Here is a 26692-nt window from a genome sequence, read left to right on the forward strand (position 1 = left end):
ATTGGAAAGGCTACCATTGCAACCATTCAGCCGCATCAGCGAACTACTTCCGCACAACTGGAAGCCTGCTCAATAAATCCGATCATCAATCTAAGGATCGGTCAACCTGTGTTGACCGGGTGCTTACCCAGTTAGTGTACGCATCATGGTTAATGTGGCACTTGCAGAGGAGGCTGAATTTAAAGAGGGAGTTTACAGGATTTTTACGGCTGAATATTCAAAGGGTCATAAACTAAACGATAGGCAGCAGTTTGATAAGTTTTACGCATTGCTTTCAAAAGAAACAAGAGTAGGTAAAACTGATGGAAGTCTCTATAAAACTACATTCGTAGATCGTAATGGGGATGCAACAGATAAGTTTTCCCTAAAAAAACTGATAAATATTAAAGAAATCAAAGCAAACCGCCACCTTAAAGAAGGTGTGCTGAGCGATATTTTTAACAAGATAGTTGCTTTTCAGTTCACCAATGACCCTAAATCTCGTTCAAGTTTGGAAACAAGTATAGGAGGGATTAATGTTGAGATAACTGACAAGGTAGGGTCTAAAAGTACTGATATTTCTCAAGTCTTAGGCGAAATCGAAAGTACAGAAAAAGTTGATCTAAGCTTGTCTGGTAACGTTACTTATGATGCCGTTATGAAAGGACTGATCAAATACAACTTCATGGATGGAGATTACAACATACCTGAAGATCAATTTGGCTTGGGCTATATTAATCTGTTGAATATTATTGGTGAAATTATTCATTTTGTTGATAGCTATGAAGACAAAAGTCATCTTAGTCGAATTAATCTACTTTTTATTGAAGAGCCAGAAGCGTTTATGCACCCTCAGATGCAGGAATTCTTCATCAAGCGCATTGATAATGCAGTAACAAAGGCACTTGAGATCGCAAATGCATCTTCAACAGTTAAAAAAACGCTACATTGCCAGATCGCAATTACGACCCACTCGTCTCATATCGTAAATAGTAAGATTCATAGTAGTAATACGTTTAATAATCTCAATTATTTAACAACAATTGATAAATGTACTAAAGTCATAAATTTGACAGATGAGGCCGTGGCTTCCAGTGAAGTTGGCGACACCGACAAAACGCTAAATTTCATTAAGAAGCACATAAAGTATAAGGTCTCAGAGTTGTTCTTCTCTGACGCTATTATTTTTGTTGAGGGTATTACAGAAGAAACCTTGCTAAATTATTACTTGGAAAAACACTCAATTCTTAGTAATTACTATATCTCCGTGTTTAATATAAATGGCGCTCACGGAAAATTGTATTTGCCTTTGGCGAAAAAACTTTGTGTTCCTAGCTTGATTGTGACGGATTTAGATATAAAACGTGCAAAATGTGAGAAGGACGAAAAGCACACAGAAAATGAGTCTTGTGAAGTATGTGGACAGCTGGCTAAAGATGGTGATACGCCTCGTGTACTGGGCTCGGATCCCGGCTTTGTTCAAATCACTAAGCTAGCTGATCGTAAGACAACCAATACGACCCTTAAAGAGTTCAATCAAAAACTGAGAGATAAGTTAATAGATGACGCGGATAAACTTGATGACATTGAGTTTTTTGAAGATGGTAACCTTTATGTGGTATTCCAAAAGGACCCTATTGAAGAGCAACATGCAACTAGTTTAGAAGAGGCGCTAATCTTAACTAACTACCAAAACAATATTATCAATAGTGCAATTGAAAAATGTAAGCCCGATATATACCAGGACATTTTAAATGACGATAATGGGAATAAATTACGAAAAAATTTGATCCATAACTCTTATAAATTACAGAAGAAACTCTCAGACAGTAAGAGCAAGTTCTCTAATGAGTTGCTATTTAGTCTCCTTTCAGCGGACGAGGGGGAGGATATACCGAAGCTACCAAACTACTTAGAAAATGGTTTAGGTTGGCTTGTCACTAAACTGAAAACTAACGATATGCGTTCATTAAGTGAAGCTGAGGAGCTTGTTGCTGTAGAGGCTAAACATGCGACAAATGAAAGTAGAGAGGCTACATCTGATGACAAAAAATGAGATGGCGGAACTACAGATTCAGCAACGTATTATTAAACATGTTGATGACTTCAGAAGCTTTCGCTTTAATGCTGGGGCCGGTGCAGGCAAAACCTATGCCCTTATAGAAACGCTTAAATACGTTGCCGTCAATAAAATAGCAGCTAGCAAGAGTGCTCAAAAAGTGGCGTGTATTACCTATACAAATATTGCGGTAAATGAAATAAAGAGCCGATTAGGTAACTCAGAGACGATACACGTTTCAACAATTCATGAAAGATTATGGGAGATTATTAAAAGGGCTCAACCTGAGCTTTTGTTATGTCATAAGGAAAAGATAGAAGAGGTTATAGATAAAATTAGTTCCAATCTCGACGGTTCCGATAAAGTAAAATTCTATAAGGAGCTTGGGGAGCAACAAAAGAAAGAATTCATTGAGTTTGCTATGCAGACCAAAGATATTTTCTATAAATCAAGAGATTTAGGCGCCAAACTTTTCAAAAATGCTTATAGCAACATTGAGGTTAACAGCCCCGCGTTTCTTGATGATTGCTTTAAAAATGTAGGAAATTTCAAATATGTGGTTGAATTACTATATCAAAATCAAAGACTTAAAGAGTGTCTAAAAAGAATTGATGCAGGAGAAGAGAAACGTGTTAATTATGACAGCAAGGTAAATGCCGACAGACTTCACTACATGAAGTTCAGTCACGATACCTTACTTGAGTACGGATTGAAACTAATTGAAAATTACCCTACTCTTTGCCGCATTATTATTGATAGCTACCCATATTTTTTTATTGATGAATATCAGGATACACATGCCAATGTCGTTAAATTTATCAAAACCATTCATGGCTACGCCATAAAAAACAATAAAAATTGGATGGTGGGCTACTTCGGCGATATTGCTCAGAGCATTTATGACGATGGAGTCGGAGGAAAGATTGCAGATCTTCATGCTGGACTGGTTAATGTCGATAAGATATTTAATCGACGCTCACATCGTCAAATAATTGATGTTGTGAATAAAATCCGTGCTGATGAAATAGTTCAAGAACCTATTTTTGAAGAGCGAAATACTGGTTCGGTAAACTTTTTCTACAATGTATCAGACCAAAAACTAACGACTGCACAACAATTCCTAGTCGAGTATAAAGAAGCTCTGATCAAATGCAATGGAGAGTTAGGAGATGAAGTTGATGAAGATACTAAAATTCACTGCTTGGTATTAACAAATAAACTCATGGCCAGCTTTAACGGGTTTGGTGATGTGTATGAAGTTTATCAAAATTCATCAATCTATTATGATAATTTAAATGCCCAAGTATTATCTCAACAACTGGAAAAACTACACCCAACGGTTTTAACCATCTACCACTTAGTTAAGCTATACCATGACATACAGAAGGGCATAGTTTCCTACTACGATATTTTTGGAGTGGCTAGCAAAAATATGGCTTTTTCCAAGGCAAGCTTGGTTATCCGTGAGTTAGAAAAAAAAGTAGTCAATTCATTCAAAGACTGGATCGACATAATTATTGATAGACTTGAAAATAGTGAGGCTACAGAAGCACTAGCTAGAGCATTAATTAATCGAATTAATTTTGAGTCTCGTAAGATTACTTCTGCCGATGCATTTCAGTCAGCATTGTTAGACGACATTAATACTCTAATGAATGGTGATTCGGAGGCTGAGGATACAGCTAAAGGAAAAATAAATAGTGTTTTAGAGTTGCCAATCAACTCATTAATAAAATGGGCTAATTTTATTGATGGCATTGAAAATAATGAAATTTCTTACCACACCTATCATGGTACTAAGGGTGAGGAGTACGAGAATGTAGCCATTATTTTAGAACATAGCTTTGGAAGAAATAATGCCAATAAATTTAAAAATTATTTTGAGGTTGTGAAAAAAACTCAAGAAGAAGTGGAATTCATATTCGCCGATCCGCATGAGAAAGAAAAACACCTTAACACAAAGCATTTGCTCTACGTTGCTTGCTCTCGGGCGATAAAAAATCTGAGAGTACTGTATTTGGATGATATCTTGGGTATAGAGAATGGCATTAAAGCTATTTTTGGTGATATTAAACCATGGGAAGTAGCTGGAGTTCAAATGTCTGAATGATTGGTTTTTTTCTGATTTATACGATGGCTAGCCACAATTTGAAATGCAGAATGGAGGCGATGCCAGTGTCGCCTCGAACCTACCAATTTTCACTTCTCACGCCTACCATGATGCCCTGCACCTGCTGACTTGCGCAGGGCGCGAAGGCGTTTGAGTAGTGCTTCATCGGGGATCAATACAGCCGCTACTTTGCCGTGATAGATCAAGCCTTCATTGCCGTCGAGGGTGATGATGTCGCCTTCGTGTAGCGTGGTTTCTGCAAAGCTGACGGTGCGGGCTGTCATGTCGATGCGCAGGGTGTTGCAACCGACCAGGCAGACTTTGCCTAGTTGTCTGGCGACGACGGCGGCGTGGGAGGTGCGAGCGCCGCGTTCTGTTAAAAGGCCTGCTGCAGAATCCAATGCGGCAATGTCGCTGGTCTCTGCGTCTTGTCTGACCAGAATCGTGGATACGCCGCCTTTAGCGTGTTCAGCGGCGCTTTGTGCGTCGAGCACGATTTTGCCAGAGACTACGCCGGGGCATGCGGATGCGGCCTTCGCTAAAGGTGCGATGTCGGAAGAGGTTTTGTGTTGTGGTGATAGTCTGATGGTTCCTATCTCTTCTTCTTTTAATTGTTCGGTGCGTTGTAAGGCGGTAGCGGCGTCGATGATATTTTCATCTAGCAAATCCAGTGCAATGCGGGCGCAGGCGAGGGGAGTGCGTTTGCCTGAACGCGATTGCAGCATGTAAAGCACGCCATCCTGGACGGTGAATTCAAAATCCTGCATGTCTGAGAATTCTTGCTCCAGTGCTTGTGCTGCTTCCTGAAGTTTTTGCCACGCTGCTGGTGCAACGGTTGCCAGACCCTGATGAGCGTCAGCATTGCGGCGACCTGAGACCACGTCTTCGCCTTGGGCATTGCTTAAAAAATCAACCCAAAGACCTTGTTCACCTGTGGTTGGGTCTCTGGTAAATCCAACGCCAGCGCCAGAATGTGCCCCGCTATTGCCAAACGCCATGCTTTGTATGGTGACGGCTGTGCCTATTGCCGCGTCGATCTTATTTAAATGCCGGTAGGTGTCTGCTTTGTCTGACATCCATGACGCAAATACGGCGTGAATTGCTCCGGTCAGTTGCACATGCACGTCTTGTGGAAATGGCTGACCGACCTGTTCTTGATAGATTGCCAAAAAGCGTTTGGTTAATGCGCGTAATTCACTGAAATCCAATTCACGCTCGTCGCGTCCCTGGGCGATGATGGCAATCTCATTTTCAAATAAAGACGCCGGGACGCCGGATACGATCTCGCCGTAGCAAGCGACCAGATGACGATATGCGTCCCACACCAGGCGCGGGTTGCCAGTTTTACGCAAAAATCCAGATAAGGTGGCGTCGCTAATGCCAACATTGAGTATCGTTTCCATCATGCCTGGCATCGACACCGATGCACCTGATCGCACTGAAACAATCAGGGGATTGCGGATGTCGCCAAAGACTTCGCCTGCAACGTTTTGTAGTGCGGGTAAGCCGATATCAAAGAGTGGCTTGAAGCATTCTTCCGGACGTTGAGAAAAATCCGTACCGATTACCAAAGCAGGGGGAACTTGCAGCCCGATTTCTGCCATGCGTAATAAATTGTACGCCTTGGTTCCCATGCTCTCACGTCTAGGTTTGTGATTGAAATGGTGATCAGTGTTGTTGCCCGAAATCAGGAAGAAATGTTTAGGCCAGTGTGTTGAAGACGTCATGACGAGATACCTGTTTTAGTGAACACCATCTTACGCAATGCATACCCAGCAGCGAGTAGATGATCAGAAGCTTTTTCGATGATATTGGCCAGATCGCTGGCAAGGCTATACGCCGCGGCTGACGAATGTAGTGAGCGTACGATGGTCATACGTGCCTGCCGCGATAGATCGTCGCACACCCGTTCGGCACGTAGCATGCGCCACAGTGCTTGTAAAAATAAATCGCTGTCTATCGGTTCGCCTAAGACATTGATATGACGTGCAATTTCGATCGCTTTGATTAAATCTTGTATCGCCGCGAGAGTGGTGTTTGCCAAAAGCAGAAGCGCTTGTTTGACTTCTGAGGGGAGTCCCTTGAGCGGTTCAATCAAGGTCATCGAATAAATGAAGATTGCTTCTTCTAAGGCGTCTGCCACATCATCGGATCTTTCGAGTAAGTCCACCACGGGCAGCCATTGGCCGTGCCGTTCTGCGCGCTGTCGTGCATCCATCAATTGATGATCGGCCTGTCTTTCCCAGGCTTTGGCGCGAGATACGACGTCTGTCATGTGCCTGGCTTCTGTGGATTGTCCACTTTCCAGTACGTCGCATAATGCTATCGCAAGTGTATGACAATAGGCAGCATGTTCTGCCAGCAGGTCAAAGCCAAACGTGCGTTGTTTCAGTGCTCGCGCCAGTAGCATTCGGGCTTCGTCAGCGACCAATGCGACCGGTTGTTGCTGGCGCAAAATGCTGCTGCACATGCGCATCAATTCCAGCAAGAATGTCGTGGCAACGGATTCGCCAAGCACTTCATCAAGGCGATCACCGATCCGAAACGCTTCGGTATCGACGGCTTGCATTGCATTAAAAACCAATTGTTCTCCACCAGCCAGCAGCCATGCCATGTGTCCCCATTCTTCTTTTGCCGCACGTTGAAGAATCAAATACGCCTGGTTCTTGTTCAAAAAATGTCGCAGGCGCTTACGGGCGCGGTTCCAGTCAATCACAAAAACAATCCGCGATGCGGCAGCTTCCAGACCATTGAGCAGGTCTTGTCCTTGTGCTTTGAAAATGGCGGTCCCAACCCGGTAAGGCTTACCCGAATTGAGCGCATCGGATTGAACCGGGGCCGATACTGTCCATATAAAGCCAATTTCCTCTAACATTCCTTTAAAGAACTCGAAACGCTCCACATGTAAGTCAGAATAAGTCATGCTCACAGTGTCTTGTTCGACCTCAATGACCAGCACATGCGCGTCGTTCGTGCCAATGTCATTCTGGATGAGCAAGCGTGCGCCATCGCGGGTTACTGCGGTGTCTAATCCGGGGTGAGAGAATTTGAGTGGCGCTGTGCGATGCAATCCGCGCATAAATGCTTGAATGAGCGGGCGGTCGCTATCTTCAATTTGCCATACGTTTGCACCATCGACTATTTCGGTCGCAATCTCGCTTGCCATCGCATTGAGCTGCTTATGCAAATCCATCACTAATAGATGGAAACTGTCTCCATCCTTGCGATTGCCTTGGGTTAGTGCTGTCATTGACTCGTGCGTAAGACCTTCGTCGTCTTTCATCTGCTCAAATTGCTTGATCCAGTGATCACGTCGTGCCGTGATATTGAGTGGAACTGTCCGGTCAGTTTCGCACACGGGGCGCGCCATGATCGTGATATCTGCCGTCAACGCATCGAGCAGTTGATTTAATTGCGGCAATACAAGCGTGTCGCCATCGATATAGGCAGTTTTAATCAACTCAATAGGCCATGTACTACCTTGCAGCCCAGCCTGCGCGAGTTCGGTTCCTAAGTCGCTTAGCGCAGCCGTCGGTGCGTTGGCATGCTGAGCCGCTGACTGAAGTAGTGTCAGATACAGCTTCAATCGATCGTTAGCATTGAGTGCTGATTTGACCCACGCTGGCATCAATAATGATTGTTTTCCAAGTGCTGAGACAGCCTGTTCTTTAAGCATTGAGATTCTCGGTATGAGCAAAATGAATGTTTAAAGTGTAGGTTTGTTAAGTGACAATTGAATGACAAAGCATCACTTTTTGAATTGATAAAAAGCATCAAAACTAAGACGTCTAAATAAGTGTTTTGAGTTCATTTCTCCTCTGATGCGAGCGTCTGATTGTGCAAGTTAGGTGATAACTTTACTGCTTCAGGTTCAAATTTTATTTGATCGAATTTTGATAAATATCAAGTGAAAAAATCTTCCCGAGCGAAAGCTGATAACTGAGTGTTGAAGTTCAGATTTCTTCATGCAATGAGCAGTGGTGTGTTGCATTCAAGACCTGTTGATGGTGAAAAAATAAGGGGGCGTTGACAACTAGGTACATGTATTTGTCCAACGGAAGAGGGAATCACCGATCTTCACACAGAAGTTGAAGATTAAAATGCTCTGTGGAAACAGAAAGCCTTTAAATTAGCGAACTCTGCAGAAAAACCTGCCTTAACAATAAGAAGAGCTGGAATTCTATTTGTCGTTAACAATAAAAATTCTAGGCCTATACTGAAGAAATGAAAGCTATTGCCAGATTGACCCATCTGTTATTACTGATTGTTATCCTGGTAACACCTGTATATTCACGGGCGAAGATGACCCGCGTGATCTATCCCGCAAATGATGTTCATACCGATAAACGTTTTGATGATGTAATAGAAATTTTGCATACGGCGTTGGAAAAAACTAAAGCAAAGTATGGGAAGTATGAGTGCATCCCCAGCAGCACGATCGTTCCTAAAAAACGTTCGATTCAAGAGTTGGAGCAAAATGCAGGTGAAATAAACGTCATCTGGAATCCGACCTCGGAAGAAATGGAAAAGAAATTCTTGGTAATACGCATTCCATTGCGTAAAGGCTTATTAGGTTACCGGATACCATTAATTCGTAAAGAAGATCAAAGCAAATTTGATCAAATCAAAACCGAAGATGATTTGAAAAAATTCACCGTCGGGCAAGGTATCGACTGGGTTGATATTCCTGCTTACACCTCGCGTGGTATCACCGTGATTCAGGCACCTTATGTTCAGCTCAGTGCGATGTTGGCCAACAATCGATTCGATATGTTCCCCAGAGGTGTTGGTGAAATTTTGCCTGAGTACGAGCAATATCATGAACTTTATCCTGATATTGTGATTGAGAAAAATTTGCTGATCTATTATCCGTTTCCATACTATTTCTTTTTTAATCCCGCTGATCGCCAATTGAAAGAGCGCATTGAAGCGGGATTAAACATCATGCGTAAAGACGGGAGTTTTGACGCCATTTTTAATAAATATTATCAAGTGGCGATTAAGCAATTGAATGTAAAAAAACGTCGTCTGATTAAATTGAGTAATCCGGCACTGCCTAAAGATACTCCACTCGATGAGAGTGACCTTTGGTACGCACCCCACGTACGTTGATTGACTTAACTCGCAAACAATGACTCTGTGAGTTTGTATTCGCAGTTCCACTAATAGCGATGCGATGCTGAAGTGATCAATTACCCGAGTTGTTGGATTTTTAGCTTATTAAAATATTAGCTACACTTTTGATGAACAATTTGCTACATTGAATTGCTGGTGAGTAAAACTGAGATGAAAACTCTATCATTGCTCAGGTCTCTTTATATTCGAGTCAGAGAGGGGGAATTATCATCGTCGGATTAACTGACGTTTGCCGTGACGAGGCCACTTCTTTTCGTTCCATATGGCTGTTTGCAATCAACCTGGGGCTGTATGTAATGTCAAATCGACTGAATCACCATATTTCACGAAGACTTATTCTTATCGCGATGGTCTTGTCAGGCGTTTTTATTGTTCTGGGTTTGAGCATTTTCTTCAATTTTGCGGAGCAGTCAAAAGAAAAGCTTCAGGATGATATCAAGATCATTGCCGCTAACAAAAAACAAGAAGTGGAGAGCTTTTTGTTTGAACGTAAGGCAGATGCTGAGAATCTTGCTGGCGAACAGTTTGTAATTGATGCCATATCAGGCGTTAGTGGTGTGAGTCAGTCTGATCTTGCAACAAGCCAAGCTTACCGAGCGATTGATCAGTTAGGTAAGTCGTATGGCTATCATGATGTGAGATTACTTGACCGTTCACTGAATGTAAAACTGGCACTACATCAATCTGGAATTACCCCTTTAGAGCGCGAATGCTTGAATCAGGCTATGGCAAACCGAAGTCCGGTGCTGATTGATATTCATCAGGCCGTAGATGGAATCTGGAGTTTCGGTTATGCAAGACCGGTTTATGCTTTGAATCAGCGTGACGCACCTGTTATTGGTGCAGTCTATCTTGAAGTTTCAGTTGTCAGCACTATCGATAAGATTCTTTCAGCATGGCCCTCGAATTCAAATAGCTCAGAATTGGTGCTGTTTGAGAAGAAAAATAATGAAATTTTTTATTTGAGTGCGCTCCGGTTTGAGCCCGCAAGCCAGCGCTTTAAGCTAAGTCGTCCGATAGAAACGGCGAATCTTGTGGCATCCGAGTTGCTTACTACCAATAGCGCCGCGTTATTGGATGGCATTGATTATCGCGGAATACGCGTGCTGGGAGCTGGTGCGCCAATTACTGGCACGAATTGGTTTTTGCTTGCCAAGACTGACTATGCCGAAGTTATTTTACCTATGAGAGAGTTGGTGTATTCGGCTATTGCAGGCGGCGTAGGGTTTATCTTCGCTTTATTTGCTTTTTTAAATTTCTATTGGCGAATAAAAAATGTGGATGCGATCGTTAAGATGGCATCAATGGATGGTCGGCTAATGGCGGCAAGGCGAGCATCGCTTGACGGTTATTTAACGATAGATGCTCAAGGTCGGATTATTGAAGTCAACGAAAGCCTTGCTAAATTGAGTGCCTTTTCTGTTGAGGAACTTTGCAATAAATATTTGTATGAGCTAGAGGTCGATAGTAGTCCCGAGAAAACTACGCGCAGACTGCAACAAATTCAGGCGGCTGGTAGCACGCGTTTTCGAACTCAACTGAAGTGTCAACATGGCGTGGTGTTGGATGTTGAGGTGAGTGCCGTTTTTGTGCAGCAGCAGGATGTTGGAATATTTAATGCATTTGTGCATGATATTAGTGCTGAACTGGCATCACGAAAAAGGATGGAACGGCTAAACAGCTTCTATCGTTTTACCAGCAATATCAATATTCTCATCTTCAATACTAAAGACCTTGTTCAATTGTTGCAGCAAATATGTCAATCGGCGAACGAAGATGGTGGTTTCGTTCTTGCCTGGGCAGGCCTGCCTGACGAAAAACTTGGGCGTATCGTTCCTGTCACGGCAACTGGAGACGCGTCTGCATACGTCGAAGACTTGATCATTACTTTAGATCCGGCGTTGAATACCAGTCATGGTCCGACGCGTATGTGCATGCTCGAAAAGAAAATTCAGTTTGCGAATGATTTTAAACATGATCCGCGTACCCGTTCATGGTATGAATTAGGAGAAAAATACGGTATCTATTCTTCTGCTGCGATACCGGTTTTGGTCAATAATGAAGCGGTCGCGGTCATCACCTTTTATGCGAATCAGTTGAATTATTTTGATGAGGAGTTTCGGGATTTGATCGAGGAGGTAGGACGAAATATTTCAATCGGATTTCAATTGCGGGAAACGGAGCAGCAACGCGATCGGGAAACGCAACAGCGCATAGAAAGTGAGCAGCGGTTTAAACGTATATTTGAAGTATCTCCTCTCCCAGTACAGATTCATTCATTATCGACACGAAAACTGCTTGCAATTAATAGTGTACATGAGGAGACATTCGGATATCCGCTTGCAGAGATTGCGGATGAGGAAACGTGGTTTGCTAAGGTGTTTGCATCTTCAGACTTCCGGGAAAAAGTCAAAAGCTTGTGGGAAGATAATCTGGCGATGGTCATATCGGACGTGTCGAACAGAGTGATTCGTTCTCCTGAAATTCAATTGCGTTGCAAAAACGGTGTTGACCGCACTGTACGCGGATTCGTGAGTATTGATGCGGATGACGTCATTGTGCAATGGCTTGATCTGACGGAAATCCGGCGAGTGGAATCTGAGTTGGTTGAGCATGAATCGCAAATTCGTGGTTTGCTTGAGCAAACGATTACTGGCATTTATGTTATTCAAGATGAACATATCGTTTATGCCAATGCCCGAATGGGAGAGATTTTAGGACGCTCACCATCTGAGATGATAGGTAAAGACTCTATCGACGTCTTTGATGCATCTCCAGATGCTGTTGAAAAAATCAAGCATGCGCGAAGGGAGTTCAAAGCCGGTACCCGCCAGATTGCAATGAACCTTTCAGCAATGACCAGATTTGGTGACGCTATTATTCTTGGAACGCATGCTAGCAGGGGGTTGTGGGATGGTCGAATGGCAATCATCGTGATGGCGCAGGACATTACGGAGCGATTGCATGCTGAAGAGAGAATCTCGACCTACGTTAAGCAACTAGAGCTCTCAATGCAGAGTACCTTGGAGGTGGTTGCCAAAATGGTCGATATGCGTGACCCCTACACGGCGGGGCATGAGCGTCGGGTCGGATTGATTGCTTTTGATATTGCGAGAGAAATGGGTTGGACCGAAGATCAATGTAAGTATCTTGAATTGGCAGGGTTGGTGCATGATATTGGGAAAATTGCGATCCCTGCGGAAATACTTTCTAAACCGACGCGCTTAACTGCAATAGAGTACGAATTAATTAAATCTCATGCTGAGCGAGGATATGAGATTCTTAAAGATGCAAAATTTCCGATTCAAATTGCAGAAATTATTCGAGAGCATCATGAGCGTATGGATGGTAGCGGGTATCCTCAAGGATTGAAAGGGGAACAAATTTTGCCCGAGGCAAGGATACTGGCGGTAGCCGACGTTGTTGAATCCATGTCTTCGCATCGCCCATATCGCCCCGCAATGGGGATTGAATCTGCATTAAAAGAAATTCGAGAACACCGTGGCACCTTATTTGATGACGCAGTAGTTGATGCTATGTTGCGACTGGTTGTGGAGAAAAAATACTGCCTGCCTTTATGATTTATACTCATTCACCATTGAGAAGTGAATGCGTGTGAAAGTTGAAAGGTGGTCAGTATCATGCGAATTGCGATTCGATACGCGATTTAAACGTTGTTTAAATGCTTGGAAAACGTCAACATCAGGCTTGGCGGAGAATTTTTTGATTGGGTGTTGTAATGTTCGTGTGGAGAGTTTCTCACGTTCTGACATCGGTAAATTGTTGAGGGAGCATCATGTATATCCATTGGGAAAAAACTTTTGTGCTCAATAACGATCTTATTGATACACAGCATCGCATACTCATTTTGTTGTACCGGAAATTGGACATAGCGATTAAGGCTAACGAATCAAGGCAAACTATTCTCAGAATCATGCTGGAAATGAAAAAATTTACTGAATTTCATTTTGTCAGTGAAGAGAATCTGATGCACGAAATTGCCTATCCTGATGTTGATCAGCATGCGTTAGTGCATACAGAACTATTGAAACGCATAGAGTCAATGTTGGTGAAGATTAATCGCCAGCAGGAATTTCCGGAAGATTTGCTGTATTTTTTAAATGAGTGGATATCTGACCACATTTTGCATGAAGACTTGAAAATAGCGAATTATGTAAAAAGCGCGGTGCGCCGCCCGATTGGTGAACATCTTTATGAGCAGTATCTGTTATTAGAAGAGAAATAGTGGATGCTGTATGTCGTTCATCAATGCGGAGAAGCCTGTGAGTTTGCCTATGTTGTAGCTCGTGACAAAAGGCAGTATTAAGCTGCCGATCAGATGTCAGTATGGAAGCGTAAGCCATAAACATTGATCGGGCCGCGATCCATGTTGTAGCTTGGGTTTTTGATTTGTTGATAGTCAATAGTGATGGTCGCGTGTGGATGAACGCGGATGGCGTAGTAGGTTTCCAAAATATTTTCAGCGCCATAATTGAGTGTGCCATCACCAATCAAAACACCAAGCCCGCCCGCTTTAAAGTATCGCTGCGCATCGCCTGAGATGCTATTGCGTGCAATCGCCAGGCCAATCGTATCGTCATGCCGTCCCCAGCGGTCGCCTTTGATTTGGATGCCTGCAGAGAAGCCTTGGCTGATGTCCGTGAATTCGTAAACTTCTTTATCACCGGGTGTTTTGCTGAAACGCGCAAACGCGCCGATGTCAGACGTTAATTCTTGTTCGCCGTTTAAAACGAAGCCATAGTTGGATGCGTAATGGCGATTGGCTGCGACGTCAGGTGTCGTGTTGTTGGCTATCGCACTCTGAACGGCATCGCTGTATTTACTCATTGACGCGTGGTTCAGGTAAGCGAGCAACTTCAGCTTGCCCGGGTGACCTGCGAGTTGGTGGCGTTCTTCCACTTCGGTGATGAATTCAAATTGATGGAAATCAATGCCAGTAATTTTACCGTTTGGAACCAGCGACATTTGATAGATACCATTGCGCCACGTCCAGTTTCCTTGATTCCATTCTGCGGCTACCCCATAAGTGTAGCCCCACATGTCGGCTGCATAATCAAGTGCGCCACCGTCGATCATTGCCCAGTTTAAAAAATCAGAACGTGGATCATGTGCATAGGTATTGTTATCAAAAATGTCGACCACGGCCATCTTGCCGAAGGTCAGTGTGACATTATCGGCGCTATGCGTGCTCGCCAATTGATTGGCACCGGCTTCAACTGCGACTTGTTCGCCGCTAAGCGGAAATACCTGACGTACAAATAAGCGTGGCATGCGAAGGTAGGGCATGTTTGCACCTTCTTTGTAAGCGCCGCCACTGGGAAAGCCAGCCGCACCAAACGAGTGGCTCAAGCCAAAGCCTTGATCGATTTCCGCATTGATCCATAATTCTGCGTTGCGCCATAACTTTGTGCCAGCAAAGAGTGTCACATCCGTTGTCTCTTCCTGACGACCATTCGGATCCATGCTCTGCGGACCGCTATAAGGAGAGGTAAATCGGGGATGTTGTTGCAGGATGGTTGTTACCTGGCCATGCACCGCCCATGTTTCATCAGCTTGCGGAGGCAGAGCCGGGGCGGCTTCATCGGCATGGGCGTGAAGAGCCAGGGCTAAAATTGTGCCGCCAAATGCTACGGCAGCGACGCCTTTGGGCGGTCTGCTTACACGAATTGAGGTGGGGGCGGACTTGTCTGGTACTAAATCAAAAATACGTTTTTTCACACTAGTTTTCTTTATCAATGATGTTATTCGTCGTGTTTTTTGAAAGTTAAAGCAGCGTTTTCTGGATTTTATCGCAATGTGGCATGGCGATCTTCAGTGTTTGACCGATACAGCGAAATACCACTTCGTTCGTCAGTTGAAACGATGATGTCGCATTAAATGTAGCTGACGCAAAGAATTTTCCTTTGAGCTGGGACAAGTCTGCGCGTGTCTTACCTTAGCGTGAAAAACAGCATGCCACCAATAACACGAAGACGCCATAAAAACCACTGACAACGAGTAGTTTTCGGCCATCAACAGCTCCGCGTCGGAATAGCTGCCAAAGAAATACAATCGCAAGCGCTGTGATAATGCCTGAGGCTAGCAGCGGCCCATCAAACAGCCATGGCGTAAAAAATAGCCCCAAGGCACTCGGTATCGTTGCCTGTATCATCATGGCGCCAGAAATATTAGCCAGTGCCAGCCTTTCTTTGCCTTGTTTGACCCAAATGAGCGCGTTCATGGTTTCTGGCAGCTCTGTAGCGACTGGACTCAATAATAATGCCACCAGATGCGGCGACCAATTCAGGGCGGTGCCGATCGCTTCGAGCTGACCGACAAATACATGCGATGCAATGCTAATAACAACGAGTGAGCACGTCACTTGAAGTGCTGCCCAACGCAAAGATGGCTCAGCGACTGAAGGACAGAACTTAAGAGGCTCTAATTGTTCTTCTTCGGGTGCGGTATCGCTGGTTTGAATTTCGCGCCAGACATACAGCGCATAGGTTGCAAGAAATAAAAGTCCCAACCAAGGCTTATAGGTAAATGCCACCAAGCCCAATCCAACTTTGACCACAAAAACGCCAAGAAATGCTGCCTGATCGTGACTCAGGCGAATATGGTCGACTTGTACCTGACGATTAATACGTTGAAGTTTATGCCGATGAAAAATTAATGCCGCGCCAACGACTGCATATGCCAACGTCGCCAATACAAGTGGACCACCCATTGCGGCGCCTATGCCTATGTCTTTTTGGGCTGAAGTTTTACCGAAAGCGACTGCCATAAAAGTGACTGCGCTTTCCGGCAAGGCAGTGCCAAATGCCGCGAGTACTGAACCAATCGCTGTAGCGCCGAGCTTGAGCCTGTGGCCAAACCATTCGATACCGTTCACGAAAAATTCGCATGCAATATAAATCGCGACTGCAGAGAGAGAAAATAGCGTAATAGTGAGAAGCATGGGTCTCAGTGGTCGGGCGAGAATGAGGACAATGGCGCAACCATACGACTCGCCCGACTGGCAAAACGTAAGGTGGCCAAAGGTCTTGCCTGGCTTAACTGCAACAGCAGAAGCTGACCACGCCATGAGTTTTTTTTCTCAAGTTTGTTGACGTGGACTCTTTAGCGGGAACTAAAGATGGCTACTCCCCAATGACAATGGCGAGCATTCTATCAGCCACGTTTTACCTTGTCTGCCTATTTTTTTAGAAATTTAAATACTTGTATGCGGCCAGGAAAATATCTTTTATGCATTATTTATGATCTGTGTAGTGGATCAATTGTCGCTTTTTACTGAATCATTTAATAATTTTTATAGTGGGAAGCATATTTAATACAATTTAATATGTTTTTGTAGGCGAGATGTAATCAATTGCCTATAGTATTAGTAAATCTATTTGAGAGTCCGATTGTCCTTGCTTAAACCATTCCGAGTATTTTGAGTCTGTTTTTGTATTAATTAATTCATTTTCCAGCCTGCGCGCCTGGGTTAAATGTTGGGTTTTTATGAGGAAATTATGAGTGCTTGTCGTTCATTTTTGATTTGCCTGCTGTTTATTTTTTTATGTGGATGTGGGCAAGGCGATAAATCTGGGAATAATTCCACTTCTAGCTCATCTCCAGCGCCGGAACTCTCGTCCAGATATAAAGTTGGGTTGGTTTTGAAAGCCTTTACCAATCCTTTTTTCATTGATATTGAGAAAGGGGCAAGACGGGCTGAGCAAGAGTTGGGTGTTGAACTTATCGTTAAAACTGCGGGGCAGGAAACGGCGATAGAAGAACAAATTCAGATTGTCCAGGATTTGATAGAGCAAAAAGTGAATGCAATAGTAATTGCCCCCGGTGATTCTCGTCGCTTAATTCCAGTGTTAAAAGAAGCGAATAAAGCGGGGATTGTCATCATTAATATCGACAATCAGCTTGACCCTGGCACCTTGCGTAATTCTGGTATGCCGATGATCCCCTTTATCAGTGTCGATAATGAAGGAGCAAGTTTTGATGCAGTGAAGTCGGTGGTCGATAAAATTAGTAAGCCCACCCAGGTCGCTATTATCGAGGGTTTGCCTGGCGCAGAGAACGCGCGCATGCGGATGACGGGGGCAGTTCGCGCTTTTAATTCAAATCAGCTGATACAAATCGTGGCAAAAGAAACAGCACATTGGAAAATTGATGAAGCGTACAAGGTAACAAAGCAGATCTTTGAAAAATATCCGACAGTTAAGGTGATTTTCTGCGCTAACGACATGATGGCATTGGGTGCCATTAAATATATTTCTGATAGTGCTCGAAAGAATGTGCAGATCATTGGTTATGATGCTCTTGATGATGCTAAAGCGGCGGTTCGGGCTGGTAAGATGAAGGTAACTGTAGACCAGCAAGCAGCCTTGCAAGGGTATCAGGGAGTGGTTCTCGCAGTGCGTGCATTGAAGGGGGAAAAATTGCCCTCAGTCCTCACTGTTGACGCGCATTTAGTTTCAATCGATACGCTTAAATAGGTAGAGTGAGTTTTGAAACTCAAGTTCATCAAGTTTAATATCATTTATAAGCTGATTGGCTATCTGGTCATCGTGAGCATCTTGCCACTATTGATTTTTGCTGTCAGTTCCTACGACGTGGTTCAGGAAACTATTCTGGATTTAACCAGTGGATATAGTTCTCAGTTAGTCAATAATCAGCGTGATTATTTACAGTTGCAGTTGCAACAGGTAGATAACCTGGCGTCCCGGATTGCAACGATAGATAAAATCGGCGAGGTTGCCGCTCGAACAGACGCGTTGAATGAAATGAAGCGCGACGCCTATGACGATTTGTCCACTCAGGCAGAAATTCGCCAAAATCTGAATTTATATAGCAGCCTAAAAGGCGTCGCCTCGATCGATTTTTATACTGCAAAAGGGCACCGCTTTTATGTCGGTGAAACTTTAAGCGAGCCGGAAGTCAATAAGCACGTGCGTGACACGATGTACAGAACGGCGTTGGCTTCGGATGGTGCATTGCAGTGGCTGAGTGTGGGCAATAAGTTATACCCCGCATCTGATTCTGAAAAATTACTCACTGCATATAAGATTGTGTGGCGCTATTCCAGCGAAACGCAGTTGTCGGAGCCAGTTGGTATGTTGTTGATTAATTGCTCTACCAGCTACCTCTTTGATCATTTCAGTAAAGTTGATTTGGGACGTGGTTCTTATATGGTGGTTACTGACGCTGATGGGCGGGTAGTTTACGCACCAGATAAGAAAATAGTAGGGCAAAATATGCCCGAAAGCCTCGCGAATTGGCTCAAAAGTGGCAATGAAAAATCAGCTTTGCACATTGATAACCGTGATTATCTCGTCAGCCTTGCGACCATAAAAAATCAGGGATGGCACTTGTTTGGGGTAATTCCTCAGGAAACTTTGCTCGCACCAATGCGAAGATTGACGCAGCTTGTCGGATTGTTGATTGTTCTCAGTTCGATTATTATTTTATTGGCTAGCCATTTATTCAGAAGAAACATGGTTGCGCCCATTCAAGAAATTTCTAAAGGTTTTCGCCGTATTCAAGAACAAAAAAATGACCTGGTTGAACACCTGCCGGTACCCGCAAGCAGGGATGAAATCAGTGAGCTTGTTGTTTGGTTTAATGCCTTTGTAGATGCCCATAAAATGCGTTTGCAATACGAAGAAGAATTGCGCGAAAGTCAATATAAGTTTGCCAGCATTTTCCAGCAGGCACCGATTCCACTGGGGTTGGTTCGCATAGAAAATGGCCAGTTTGTGGACGTTAATGATGTCTGGCTTGCGCAATTTGAATTTTCCAGAGAAGAGATCATTGGCAATACTTCGTTTGAACTCAATGTCTGGGTAGATTTAAATGAGCGCCAAGCCATGTTGGATCAGATCAAGCAAACGCAAGCGACGAGAATCGAGGTTCGCCAGCGAGCAAAGAGCGGTCGTATTTTGATTTGTATTTTATCTGGCCGACCAATCAAAATTCATGAGGAACGACTCTTCATTTTTTCGGCGGTCGACATCACACGCCAGCGTGAAACCGAAAAAGAAATTCAAGAAATTAACCAACAATTAGAATCGCGGGTACAGTCTCGTACGTTGAAATTACAAGAAACCAACGAGGAACTATATGAAGCTCTTGAGTCATTAAAACTCACAAAAAGTGAGTTGGTACGCTCGGAAAAATTAGCCGCGCTTGGTTCCCTGGTTGCTGGTATTGCACATGAATTGAATACTCCGATAGGTAATAGTGTAACGGTGGCAAGCACTTTGCATGACGATACGCGTGATTTACGTCGTTCTGTGAAAGAAGGTAATTTGCGTCGCTCGGCTATTGAGACGTATTTTGATATTATCGAAAAGGGTACCGAGTTGTTGTTGCGCAATCTTGGTAACGCCCATGACCTGATTGCCAGTTTTAAACAAGTTGCGGCGGACCAGGCAAGCAATCAACGGCGTAGTTTTGATTTGAAAGAGACGATTGAAGGAATCATGGTCACTCTGGTGCCTATGTATAAAAAAACTGCATTTGTCATGACTAGCGATTTAGCGCCGGGTATTAAGATGAATAGTTATCCCGGGCCTTTGGGGCAAGTATTGACCAATTTGGTCACCAATGCACTCACGCATGCGTTTGAAGAACGGCGGCAGGGAACGATGCGCTTGACGACGCGTTTGATCGATGAGACTCACGCAGAGTTGGTTTTTAGCGATGATGGTTTGGGTATCCCAACTGAAAATCTCGCACGTGTCTTTGATCCTTTTTTTACGACCAAATTGGGGCAGGGCGGATCTGGTCTCGGCTTAAATATTGTCTACAATATTGTCACTAGCGTGCTTGGCGGAACCGTGCAGCTCGAGTCCGAAGTCGGTGTTGGTACTTGTTTTATTATCACCCTGCCGCTGACGCCCGTCGCGCTCGAAGCACTTACCCAGCAAGGGTTGTAAATTTCCGAAAGCTTCTCATTCAAGATTCATTAGCGACTTCCACGGTTCGCGCATGCGGCTAGTTTTGTGTCTTTAACTTATTCCCCCACTGTTGTTTATCCTTTCATCTCTTATTAAGTGGCATAATTGCAATAATCTAAAAGTCAGACCACATAGATTGGTGATTTTTCGATTGTTCCCCTGGATTCTGTCTGGTTGTAAATATGCAACGGTTTCTGCTGATAAATTATCGGTTAAAGAAAAAAATAATTACCGTTTCTTTTACGCTAATGCGGTGCCAAGATGCAGCTTGTCCAAAATGAATTGGACTTGTAGATGCGGATTTGCAGATGCTCCCCATCCTTGCAGGGAGTAAATAGTGAGATTGATTTTTCAATGGATTTAGATCGGGGTTGCATAATGAGCGAGTCAAAAACAGAAACAGAATTGGTTGTTTCTCCGTTGAATACGGTATCTTTGTACGATGGAAATCCACCTGCCCTGCGTTACGAATTGCAAGCGGACCGGCAAATCGATTTAAACAAATTTACCGATGAGCAAAAAGCGCGTATCAATCAAATCGCTGCCAGTGTATCGTTTTCCGATACCAATAGCCTGATGTCATTTGGCGCTGATGCGCAACGTGAATTGAGTAAACATCTCGATCAGTTATTGGAAGGAATGCGTACCAGCGAAGCAGGGCGTGCGGGAGAAATTACCATTGCACTGGCGACAACCTTGAAAGACCTGAATCTTCCTAAGATCAAACAAGAGGTTGCAGGTCAAAGCAGTCTGGCTGAACAATTTGGGAAAATCCCTTTTGTTGGTGAATGGTTCTCGGCATTACGTGCATTACAGCAAAATCATAAGAAAATTACTGAACATCTGAATGCGATCGAACAAAAATCGCAGGCGCAACTGACTACCCTCAGATCGACCAACGATAAATTGGATCGTCTGGTGCAAGCCAGTATTGACCATATCAAAACCATGGAATTGTATATGGCGGCCGGCCAGATACTGATCAAGCGTGCGCGTCTGGAATTTGAACAAAAACGTGTTGCGGTAGAGCAATCACGCGATGTAGTCGAAATCGCTAAGCTGCGCGACTTTGCTGAGCAAATCAATGCATTTGAAACACGAGTCGTGCGTATGCATGTGGCGCACAGCCAGTCTATCGTCTCGGTGCCAGAAATTCGGGCCACACAAACGGCTGCCATGATAGAAATGAATAATGTCATGGATAGTATTCTGTTCGATCTACCTGCTTTGAAACGGGCAATTCTTAATGTAGCCGCTTTATCGGAAACAGCAAAGGCATCCAAAGCGACGGAAGCACGCCGTGCCTTGTCCAGAGAATTGGGTGGTATAGGTAGCGATCAGTTGCAAGACGCGTATTTAAAAGCGAAAAACAGCCAGGGAGATTTTGCGGCGGATGTTGCTGTACTGGCGCAATCCGCGGATAAATTGTTGCAGACGATCGCGCTTGGTCATCGTCTGGATCTGGAAAACGCCGATAAACGTGAAAAATCCATTAATGATTTGAACGCACTCAATCGTAAATTTACTGAAGGTTTGCTGGAATCTGGCAATCAATTTGTACAAAAAATTTCATCTTAATATCGTCTTAACTGACTCTCGTCGGAGTGTTTTATGTTTCGTATTCAAGGGTTCTTCAACCCATATTTATCTGTAGGTCAGTCACGTCTTGATACGGTATTGACGATTTCTTCGGATGTGCAGATTGTCCCCAATGCAGGTGGTCGAAAAATTGTCGGTTTTGTCCTGGATGTATCGGGTTCGATGGGTGGTGAAAAGCTCTCACAAGCAAAAAATGCTGCACGTCGTGGTATCGATATGTTGTCGGAAGATATGTGGTTCTTTGTGGTCAGTTTTTCAGGTAGTGCTGATATTGTGGTTAAAGCAAGCCCTGCCACTGCGGCGAATAAAGCGTTTGCGCATAGTGCAATTCAAGGTTTGCGCGCGTCAGGTTCAACGTCCATGTCATCTGGACTGAAAGCTGCCTATCACCAGGTCAGGAGTAGTGGCGCCACCATGGCGAGCGTGTACTTTCAGACCGATGGTGAAAATGGTGCTGAAGACAGCATGCATCTTACTGCTGTGATTGAAGAATGCAAAGGCGTGTTTCATTGTGACTGTCGCGGTATCGGTACCGATTGGAAGCCAGTAGAGTTGCGCACCATCGCTTCGGCTTTGTTGGGTACTGCTGATGCGATCACTGATCCAGCCGGTCTGGAAGAAGATTTGCAAGCCTTTTTAAGGCGTTCCATGTCGAAAGGTATTTCAGGCGCGGTATTACGCATCTGGTCGCCAAAAGTCGTCAAGCTACTGACAGTAAAGCAAATGAGCCCTGACATTATGGATCTGATGCCAGTCGCCACACGAATCGATGATAAAACGCTTGATGTGCCGTTGGGAGCTTGGGGTAATGAGGCGCGTGATTTCCAACTTGCCTTTGAATTGCCAGCTGGTGCTGTTGATGAAGAAGTGTTGGCATGCCGTGCGAGTGTTGTTTATCTGGAGGGTGGAATAGAAACTAAAGCCACTTGTGATCCGATCGCAGTCAGATGGTCAGGTGATGACATGCTGACGACACGCATCAGTAAGGAAGTTGCACACTATACCGGGCAAAAAGAATTGGCAGACTCGATCCAGGAAGGGCTTGAAGCGAAGGCCAAGGGTGATGAAGATAAAGCCACGCGTTTGTTAGGACGCGCGGCAAAATTGGCACAGGAATCCGGTAACGAAGAGGTGACGCGTCGCTTGAAAAAAGTAGTTGATGTGATTGATGCCGACGCCGGTACAGTACGCCTGAAAAAGGCTGATAAAGCAGCTGATATGGAATTGGAGTTAGGCGGAACGCGCACGGTGCGCCGTCGTACTGGTGTTGTTGGTGATGTGGTTGGTAACATTTAAGATGACTTTTGACAAGGTTCATCGGATCAAGGTTTACACCATCACACTCTCACTTTAACTGAATTGAAACCATGAGTAATATTTGTCCTAAAGGTCATTTTTCCACGGATATGGATTATTGCTCGGAGTGTGGTGCTCCGATTAAATTATCAGCCGCGAATAATAATGCGCCCGTTGCACCTAAAGTGGCCGATGCAAAACCTGCTTCTGCCAGGGTTGATAATCTGGATTGTCCAGATTGCATGACGCCACGTCGCAGTGGTACTCGCTATTGTGAAGTTTGCCGTTATGATTTTGAACTTGGTGCATCGTTTAATGGCTTGCAGAGTTTAGCTAAGCCAGCACCTACGCCAATACCGCAAATTTCTCCGGTAGTAGCTGCCGAGCCGCCAGTGCTAAAAACTGTTGCAGAGACTGTACCAACGTCACCCGTTGTTCCAGATGTCTGCGTTTCGTCACCCATAGTTAACACGGTGAACAATGTCGCGGATACGACGATGCAGTCGCAGCGCCTCAAGCTCATTATTACGGTCGATTCGACCTTGTACACTGAAAATGATCCGGGAAATCCGTGTCCGGTCGGGGCGCCCGACAGAGAATATCATCTTGATTTGGATGAACAAACTTTGGGGCGGCAGTTTGAAGGTAAGGGCATTTATCCCGAAATCGTCGTTCAGGATCCGGGTATTTCTCGCCGTCATTTGAAATTGATGCGCGACGAAAAAGGAAACCATACGGTTCTCGATTTGGGTTCTGCCAATGGTACCGAACTCAATAATAAACTTATGTTAGCCGGTGTTGTTGCCATGATCAGTCCGGGTGACGAATTGACTCTGGGTATGTGGACACGGATTCGTGTCGAACTTAGATAATCGACACTTACCGTTTTAGGAAAGCTATTTATGTCTTCTGCTATGCTAACTCCAGTCAACGCTCCCGTGGGTGGAACTTTGCAAGATACTTTGCACGTCTCTTTAGTCGAGGCTGATTTGTATCAGGTATCTGAAGTCCCACAGCAACTTAAGCTGAGACGCGCGTTGTGCGTAGCTCTCAGTGTTTGTGTTTTTATTGCAGCTTTTTTTGTTTTCGATAGCTATCGCTCGGTAGTCAATACCGTCGGGAAGGACGCGGTTCCTTCTATTGTCGCCGCTGAGCAAATACGTTCACGATTGGCTGATGCACATACCAATCTCATGGATCTTTTTTTGCTAAAAGAAGAAGCAAATGGAGCATCTGGCAAAGCATATATTGCTGCGATCAATCAGGCGCATAATAAGTTATTGTCGGCGGCGCAAAACATTACTTTTGGTGACGAAGAGCGTAAGCCGATTTTAACGGCAATGACCCTGTTGTCAGAATATGAACGCGTTGTGGGCATGGCTCTGGTTACGAAAGATTCACATGACTTGCTGCTGAAAGCTGACACATTGATGCGTGAGCATATTTTGCCGGCTGTGGTTGAGCTTGATAATGCGAATTTTACACATCTTGCGAGTAGTTATGCCGAGGGCAGGCAAGCTGCAAAAAATTATTTTGTGACGTTCCTGTTGTTGTCTATATTGTTGATCGTGGCATTGATAGAAGCGCAGGTGAAGATGTTTGCAATATTTAAACGTATCGTCAATCCAGTCATGCTATCTGGCTTGTTGGTATTTATCGCCAGCATTTCTTGCATGGCAATTAAAATTGATCAAATATCGTCTGATCTTCGAACTGCCAAAGAAGACGCGTTTGATTCTGTCCACGTGTTATCGCAGGCACAAGCGTTGGCATATTCAGCGAATGCACAGGAAAGTATGTACTTGTTAATGACTGACAAGCAAGTGCAAGCAAAGCAAACTGCTTTGTTCGCTGACGCTGCCGATAAAATTTTCTCGTCTAAAATAGGCGCTGCAAACGCCTTAATTTCTAATCCCAAAGAATTGAAAGGGCATGGTTTGCTGGCTGATGAGTTGGTGAACGTGACCTTCCCTGGGGAACACCAGGCAGCCGTTGATACATTAAAAGCCTGGGTCGAATACGTCTATATTGACAAAGAGATCCGTCAACTCGAAGCCAGTGGCAAACATGAACAAGCGCTTGCTCTTTGTATTGGTAAACTTGAACATCAATCAGACTGGGCGTTTGATCGTTTTAATGCAGCGCTGTCGAAAACCTTGATGATCAACCAGGCCCAATTTGATGATGGCATCGCCCGAGCAATGTCCTCGATAAAGCAACTTGTTTATCTATTGGCGCTTCTGTTATTTGCACCTGTATTGGGAACGATAGTTGGTATCCAAAAACGTCTGGTGGAGTTTCGCGAGTGAGCAATATAGATGATTCGCTAGCGGTCTGGCAACAGCGGCTTGCCGCTATCAGCACGAATGCAAATGAGTTAGCGGATGCTGAGAGTACGAAGCGGATTCGCATCAAACTCAGGGCTGGTAATTATTCGGGTTTGAGTAAAGCTAAAGCAGAACAAGCGACAGCGCAATTAAGTACTCTGGTCGATGATTATTTATTGTTAGCCAAAATAGTCGATGAGGCATTGAATATTGCGCAGCATAGTTTATTTATGTCATCGTCAACTCGCGAGGATAAAATATTCGCCTTGCTGGAAGGCTCTTCCATCGTCAGGACAACCGGGCAAGTGTCGATCAAGAACCGCGACTTGTTAGGCAGTGCTGCGCAGAGTTCGCAGTTGACGCCTGCGGCGCTCTTGCTGATCATGCAAAATGAATTTGAGCAGGCCAGAGATAGCTTAAATCAGTTAGATCTCGCCGAGTCAAGAGGAGCCGAAGCCCTGGTTGGCATCAAGCATGATTACAGCCTGATGGAGCAACGTGCTAAAGGGTTAAAAGCTGAATCTGATCGTCCATCGTTTATCGAAATTCAAGGTTTGCAGGCGGATCCTCTCAATGCCTTAGACGGCATAGAAGCCTTGCGTCGAAGCCTCAGTGTCTGGGCCGCCAAATTGGATGACCTTGAACGTACCAGGCTATCGGCGGAGAAAGAAGTTGAGCAGGCCAAGTTAACGTTAAATGAATTAAGGGATCTGGAGCTGACGTATCACTCACAATGTGAAAATCTCAGTCATCTATGTGGTGCGCAGACTTTAAGCACCTTAAAAATGCCTGGCACTTCACCGATCGCGATGTTGCAAAGCTGGTGCGAGACTTTAGAAAATAGTTTGCATGCCGGTCAATGGTCGGCGGTGTTGGTGGGTATGAGTAGGCTGCAATTGGCGATGACCCAGGCGCAAGCCGACTTAAATCGTGCGATTGCCGAAGTGCAAACCCGATGTGCAGAAGTTGATGAATTAAAAGGACGTTTTGCAGCATATAAAGCCAAAGATCAGACACTCATTATGCAGCACGGTATTGATCAAAGACGACAACAGCTGCGCGTACAAATTGAAACTGATTTGTTGATGCGTCCTTTGGATCTGGAAAATTTACGGGTCAAGGTGTCTCAGTATCAGCAGCAGTTAAGCAAGATAATTTAACCCCATACTGGGAACCGTTTTTTAAAGACCGCTTTTTAATAAGCTCGGATAGTAAAACTTGAGGTGAT

The 26692-nt window shown here is 44.4% G+C and carries 16 protein-coding genes and 1 riboswitch; of the genes, 12 read left to right on the forward strand and 4 right to left on the reverse strand.

All coding sequences use genetic code 11. From position 1 onward, the window contains the following. Positions 1–145: 145 nt before the first annotated feature. Positions 146–2035, forward strand: coding sequence for an ATP-dependent nuclease (locus H8K32_RS05510; protein WP_222613024.1), 1890 nt, complete (start codon positions 146–148; stop codon positions 2033–2035). Next, positions 2022–4148, forward strand: coding sequence for a UvrD-helicase domain-containing protein (locus tag H8K32_RS05515; protein WP_186911489.1), 2127 nt, complete (start codon positions 2022–2024; stop codon positions 4146–4148). Before H8K32_RS05510 ends, H8K32_RS05515 begins: the two co-directional genes overlap by 14 nt. An 89-nt stretch (positions 4149–4237) precedes the next feature. On the opposite strand, the gene H8K32_RS05520 is transcribed toward H8K32_RS05515, so the two are convergent. Together H8K32_RS05520 and H8K32_RS05525 are read right to left on the reverse strand one after the other, a co-directional pair. Next, a complete protein-coding gene (locus tag H8K32_RS05520; RefSeq protein WP_186911490.1) occupies positions 4238–5875 on the reverse strand; it encodes a PEP/pyruvate-binding domain-containing protein in 1638 nt (545 codons plus the stop codon). Then, on the reverse strand, positions 5872–7824 hold the full coding sequence (locus H8K32_RS05525; RefSeq protein ID WP_186911491.1) for a DUF47 family protein: 1953 nt from the start codon (positions 7822–7824) through the stop codon (positions 5872–5874). The genes H8K32_RS05520 and H8K32_RS05525 overlap by 4 nt, the downstream gene beginning before the upstream one ends. A 548-nt stretch (positions 7825–8372) precedes the next feature. Here H8K32_RS05525 and H8K32_RS05530 point away from each other — a divergent pair. The 3 genes from H8K32_RS05530 to H8K32_RS05540 all read left to right on the forward strand — a co-directional run bounded on the left by H8K32_RS05530 (position 8373) and on the right by H8K32_RS05540 (position 13530). Next, complete coding sequence (locus H8K32_RS05530) at positions 8373–9260, forward strand: type 2 periplasmic-binding domain-containing protein (RefSeq protein ID WP_186911492.1); 888 nt, start codon at positions 8373–8375, stop codon at positions 9258–9260. Between the two features lie 767 nt (positions 9261–10027). Continuing rightward, positions 10028–12865, forward strand: a complete 2838-nt coding sequence (locus H8K32_RS05535) for an HD domain-containing phosphohydrolase (RefSeq protein WP_186911493.1) — start codon at positions 10028–10030, stop codon at positions 12863–12865. A 215-nt stretch (positions 12866–13080) separates the two neighbouring features. Continuing rightward, entirely contained in the window at positions 13081–13530 is a 450-nt protein-coding gene (locus H8K32_RS05540; RefSeq protein ID WP_186911494.1) for a bacteriohemerythrin, read from the forward strand. Positions 13531–13619: 89 nt separating this feature from the next. Here H8K32_RS05540 and H8K32_RS05545 read toward each other — a convergent pair whose 3' ends face one another. Both H8K32_RS05545 and H8K32_RS05550 read right to left on the reverse strand, forming a co-directional pair. Next, complete coding sequence (locus H8K32_RS05545; RefSeq protein ID WP_343067928.1) at positions 13620–15023, reverse strand: carbohydrate porin; 1404 nt, start codon at positions 15021–15023, stop codon at positions 13620–13622. A gap of 217 nt (positions 15024–15240) precedes the next feature. Continuing rightward, on the reverse strand, positions 15241–16245 hold the full coding sequence (locus H8K32_RS05550; RefSeq protein ID WP_186911683.1) for a sodium:calcium antiporter: 1005 nt from the start codon (positions 16243–16245) through the stop codon (positions 15241–15243). A 96-nt stretch (positions 16246–16341) separates the two neighbouring features. Then, a riboswitch (yybP-ykoY riboswitch) is annotated at positions 16342–16447 on the reverse strand. Positions 16448–16777: 330 nt separating this feature from the next. Here H8K32_RS05550 and H8K32_RS05555 point away from each other — a divergent pair. The 7 genes from H8K32_RS05555 to H8K32_RS05585 all read left to right on the forward strand — a co-directional run bounded on the left by H8K32_RS05555 (position 16778) and on the right by H8K32_RS05585 (position 26624). Continuing rightward, positions 16778–17779: a substrate-binding domain-containing protein gene (locus tag H8K32_RS05555; protein WP_222613026.1), complete on the forward strand. Its 1002-nt coding sequence runs from the start codon at positions 16778–16780 to the stop codon at positions 17777–17779. Positions 17780–17791: 12 nt separating this feature from the next. After that, the gene (locus tag H8K32_RS05560) at positions 17792–20221 is read left to right on the forward strand and encodes an ATP-binding protein (protein ID WP_186911495.1); all 2430 of its coding nucleotides are present in this window, start codon (positions 17792–17794) and stop codon (positions 20219–20221) included. A gap of 399 nt (positions 20222–20620) precedes the next feature. Then, positions 20621–21820, forward strand: coding sequence for a toxic anion resistance protein (locus H8K32_RS05565; protein ID WP_186911496.1), 1200 nt, complete (start codon positions 20621–20623; stop codon positions 21818–21820). Between the two features lie 33 nt (positions 21821–21853). Beyond that, positions 21854–23137 carry a VWA domain-containing protein gene (locus H8K32_RS05570; RefSeq protein ID WP_186911497.1) on the forward strand — a complete coding sequence of 428 codons (1284 nt, stop codon included), beginning with the start codon at positions 21854–21856 and terminating at the stop codon, positions 23135–23137. 71 nt (positions 23138–23208) lie between these two features. After that, the gene (locus H8K32_RS05575; protein ID WP_186911498.1) at positions 23209–24009 is read left to right on the forward strand and encodes an FHA domain-containing protein; all 801 of its coding nucleotides are present in this window, start codon (positions 23209–23211) and stop codon (positions 24007–24009) included. A gap of 30 nt (positions 24010–24039) precedes the next feature. After that, positions 24040–25446, forward strand: a complete 1407-nt coding sequence (locus H8K32_RS05580; protein ID WP_186911499.1) for a hypothetical protein — start codon at positions 24040–24042, stop codon at positions 25444–25446. Next, entirely contained in the window at positions 25443–26624 is a 1182-nt protein-coding gene (locus H8K32_RS05585; RefSeq protein ID WP_186911500.1) for a hypothetical protein, read from the forward strand. The genes H8K32_RS05580 and H8K32_RS05585 overlap by 4 nt, the downstream gene beginning before the upstream one ends. Positions 26625–26692 lie beyond the last annotated feature (68 nt).

This window comes from Cognatundibacterium jejuense (genome assembly GCF_014284255.1).
Taxonomy (GTDB): domain Bacteria; phylum Pseudomonadota; class Gammaproteobacteria; order Burkholderiales; family Burkholderiaceae_D; genus Undibacterium; species Undibacterium jejuense.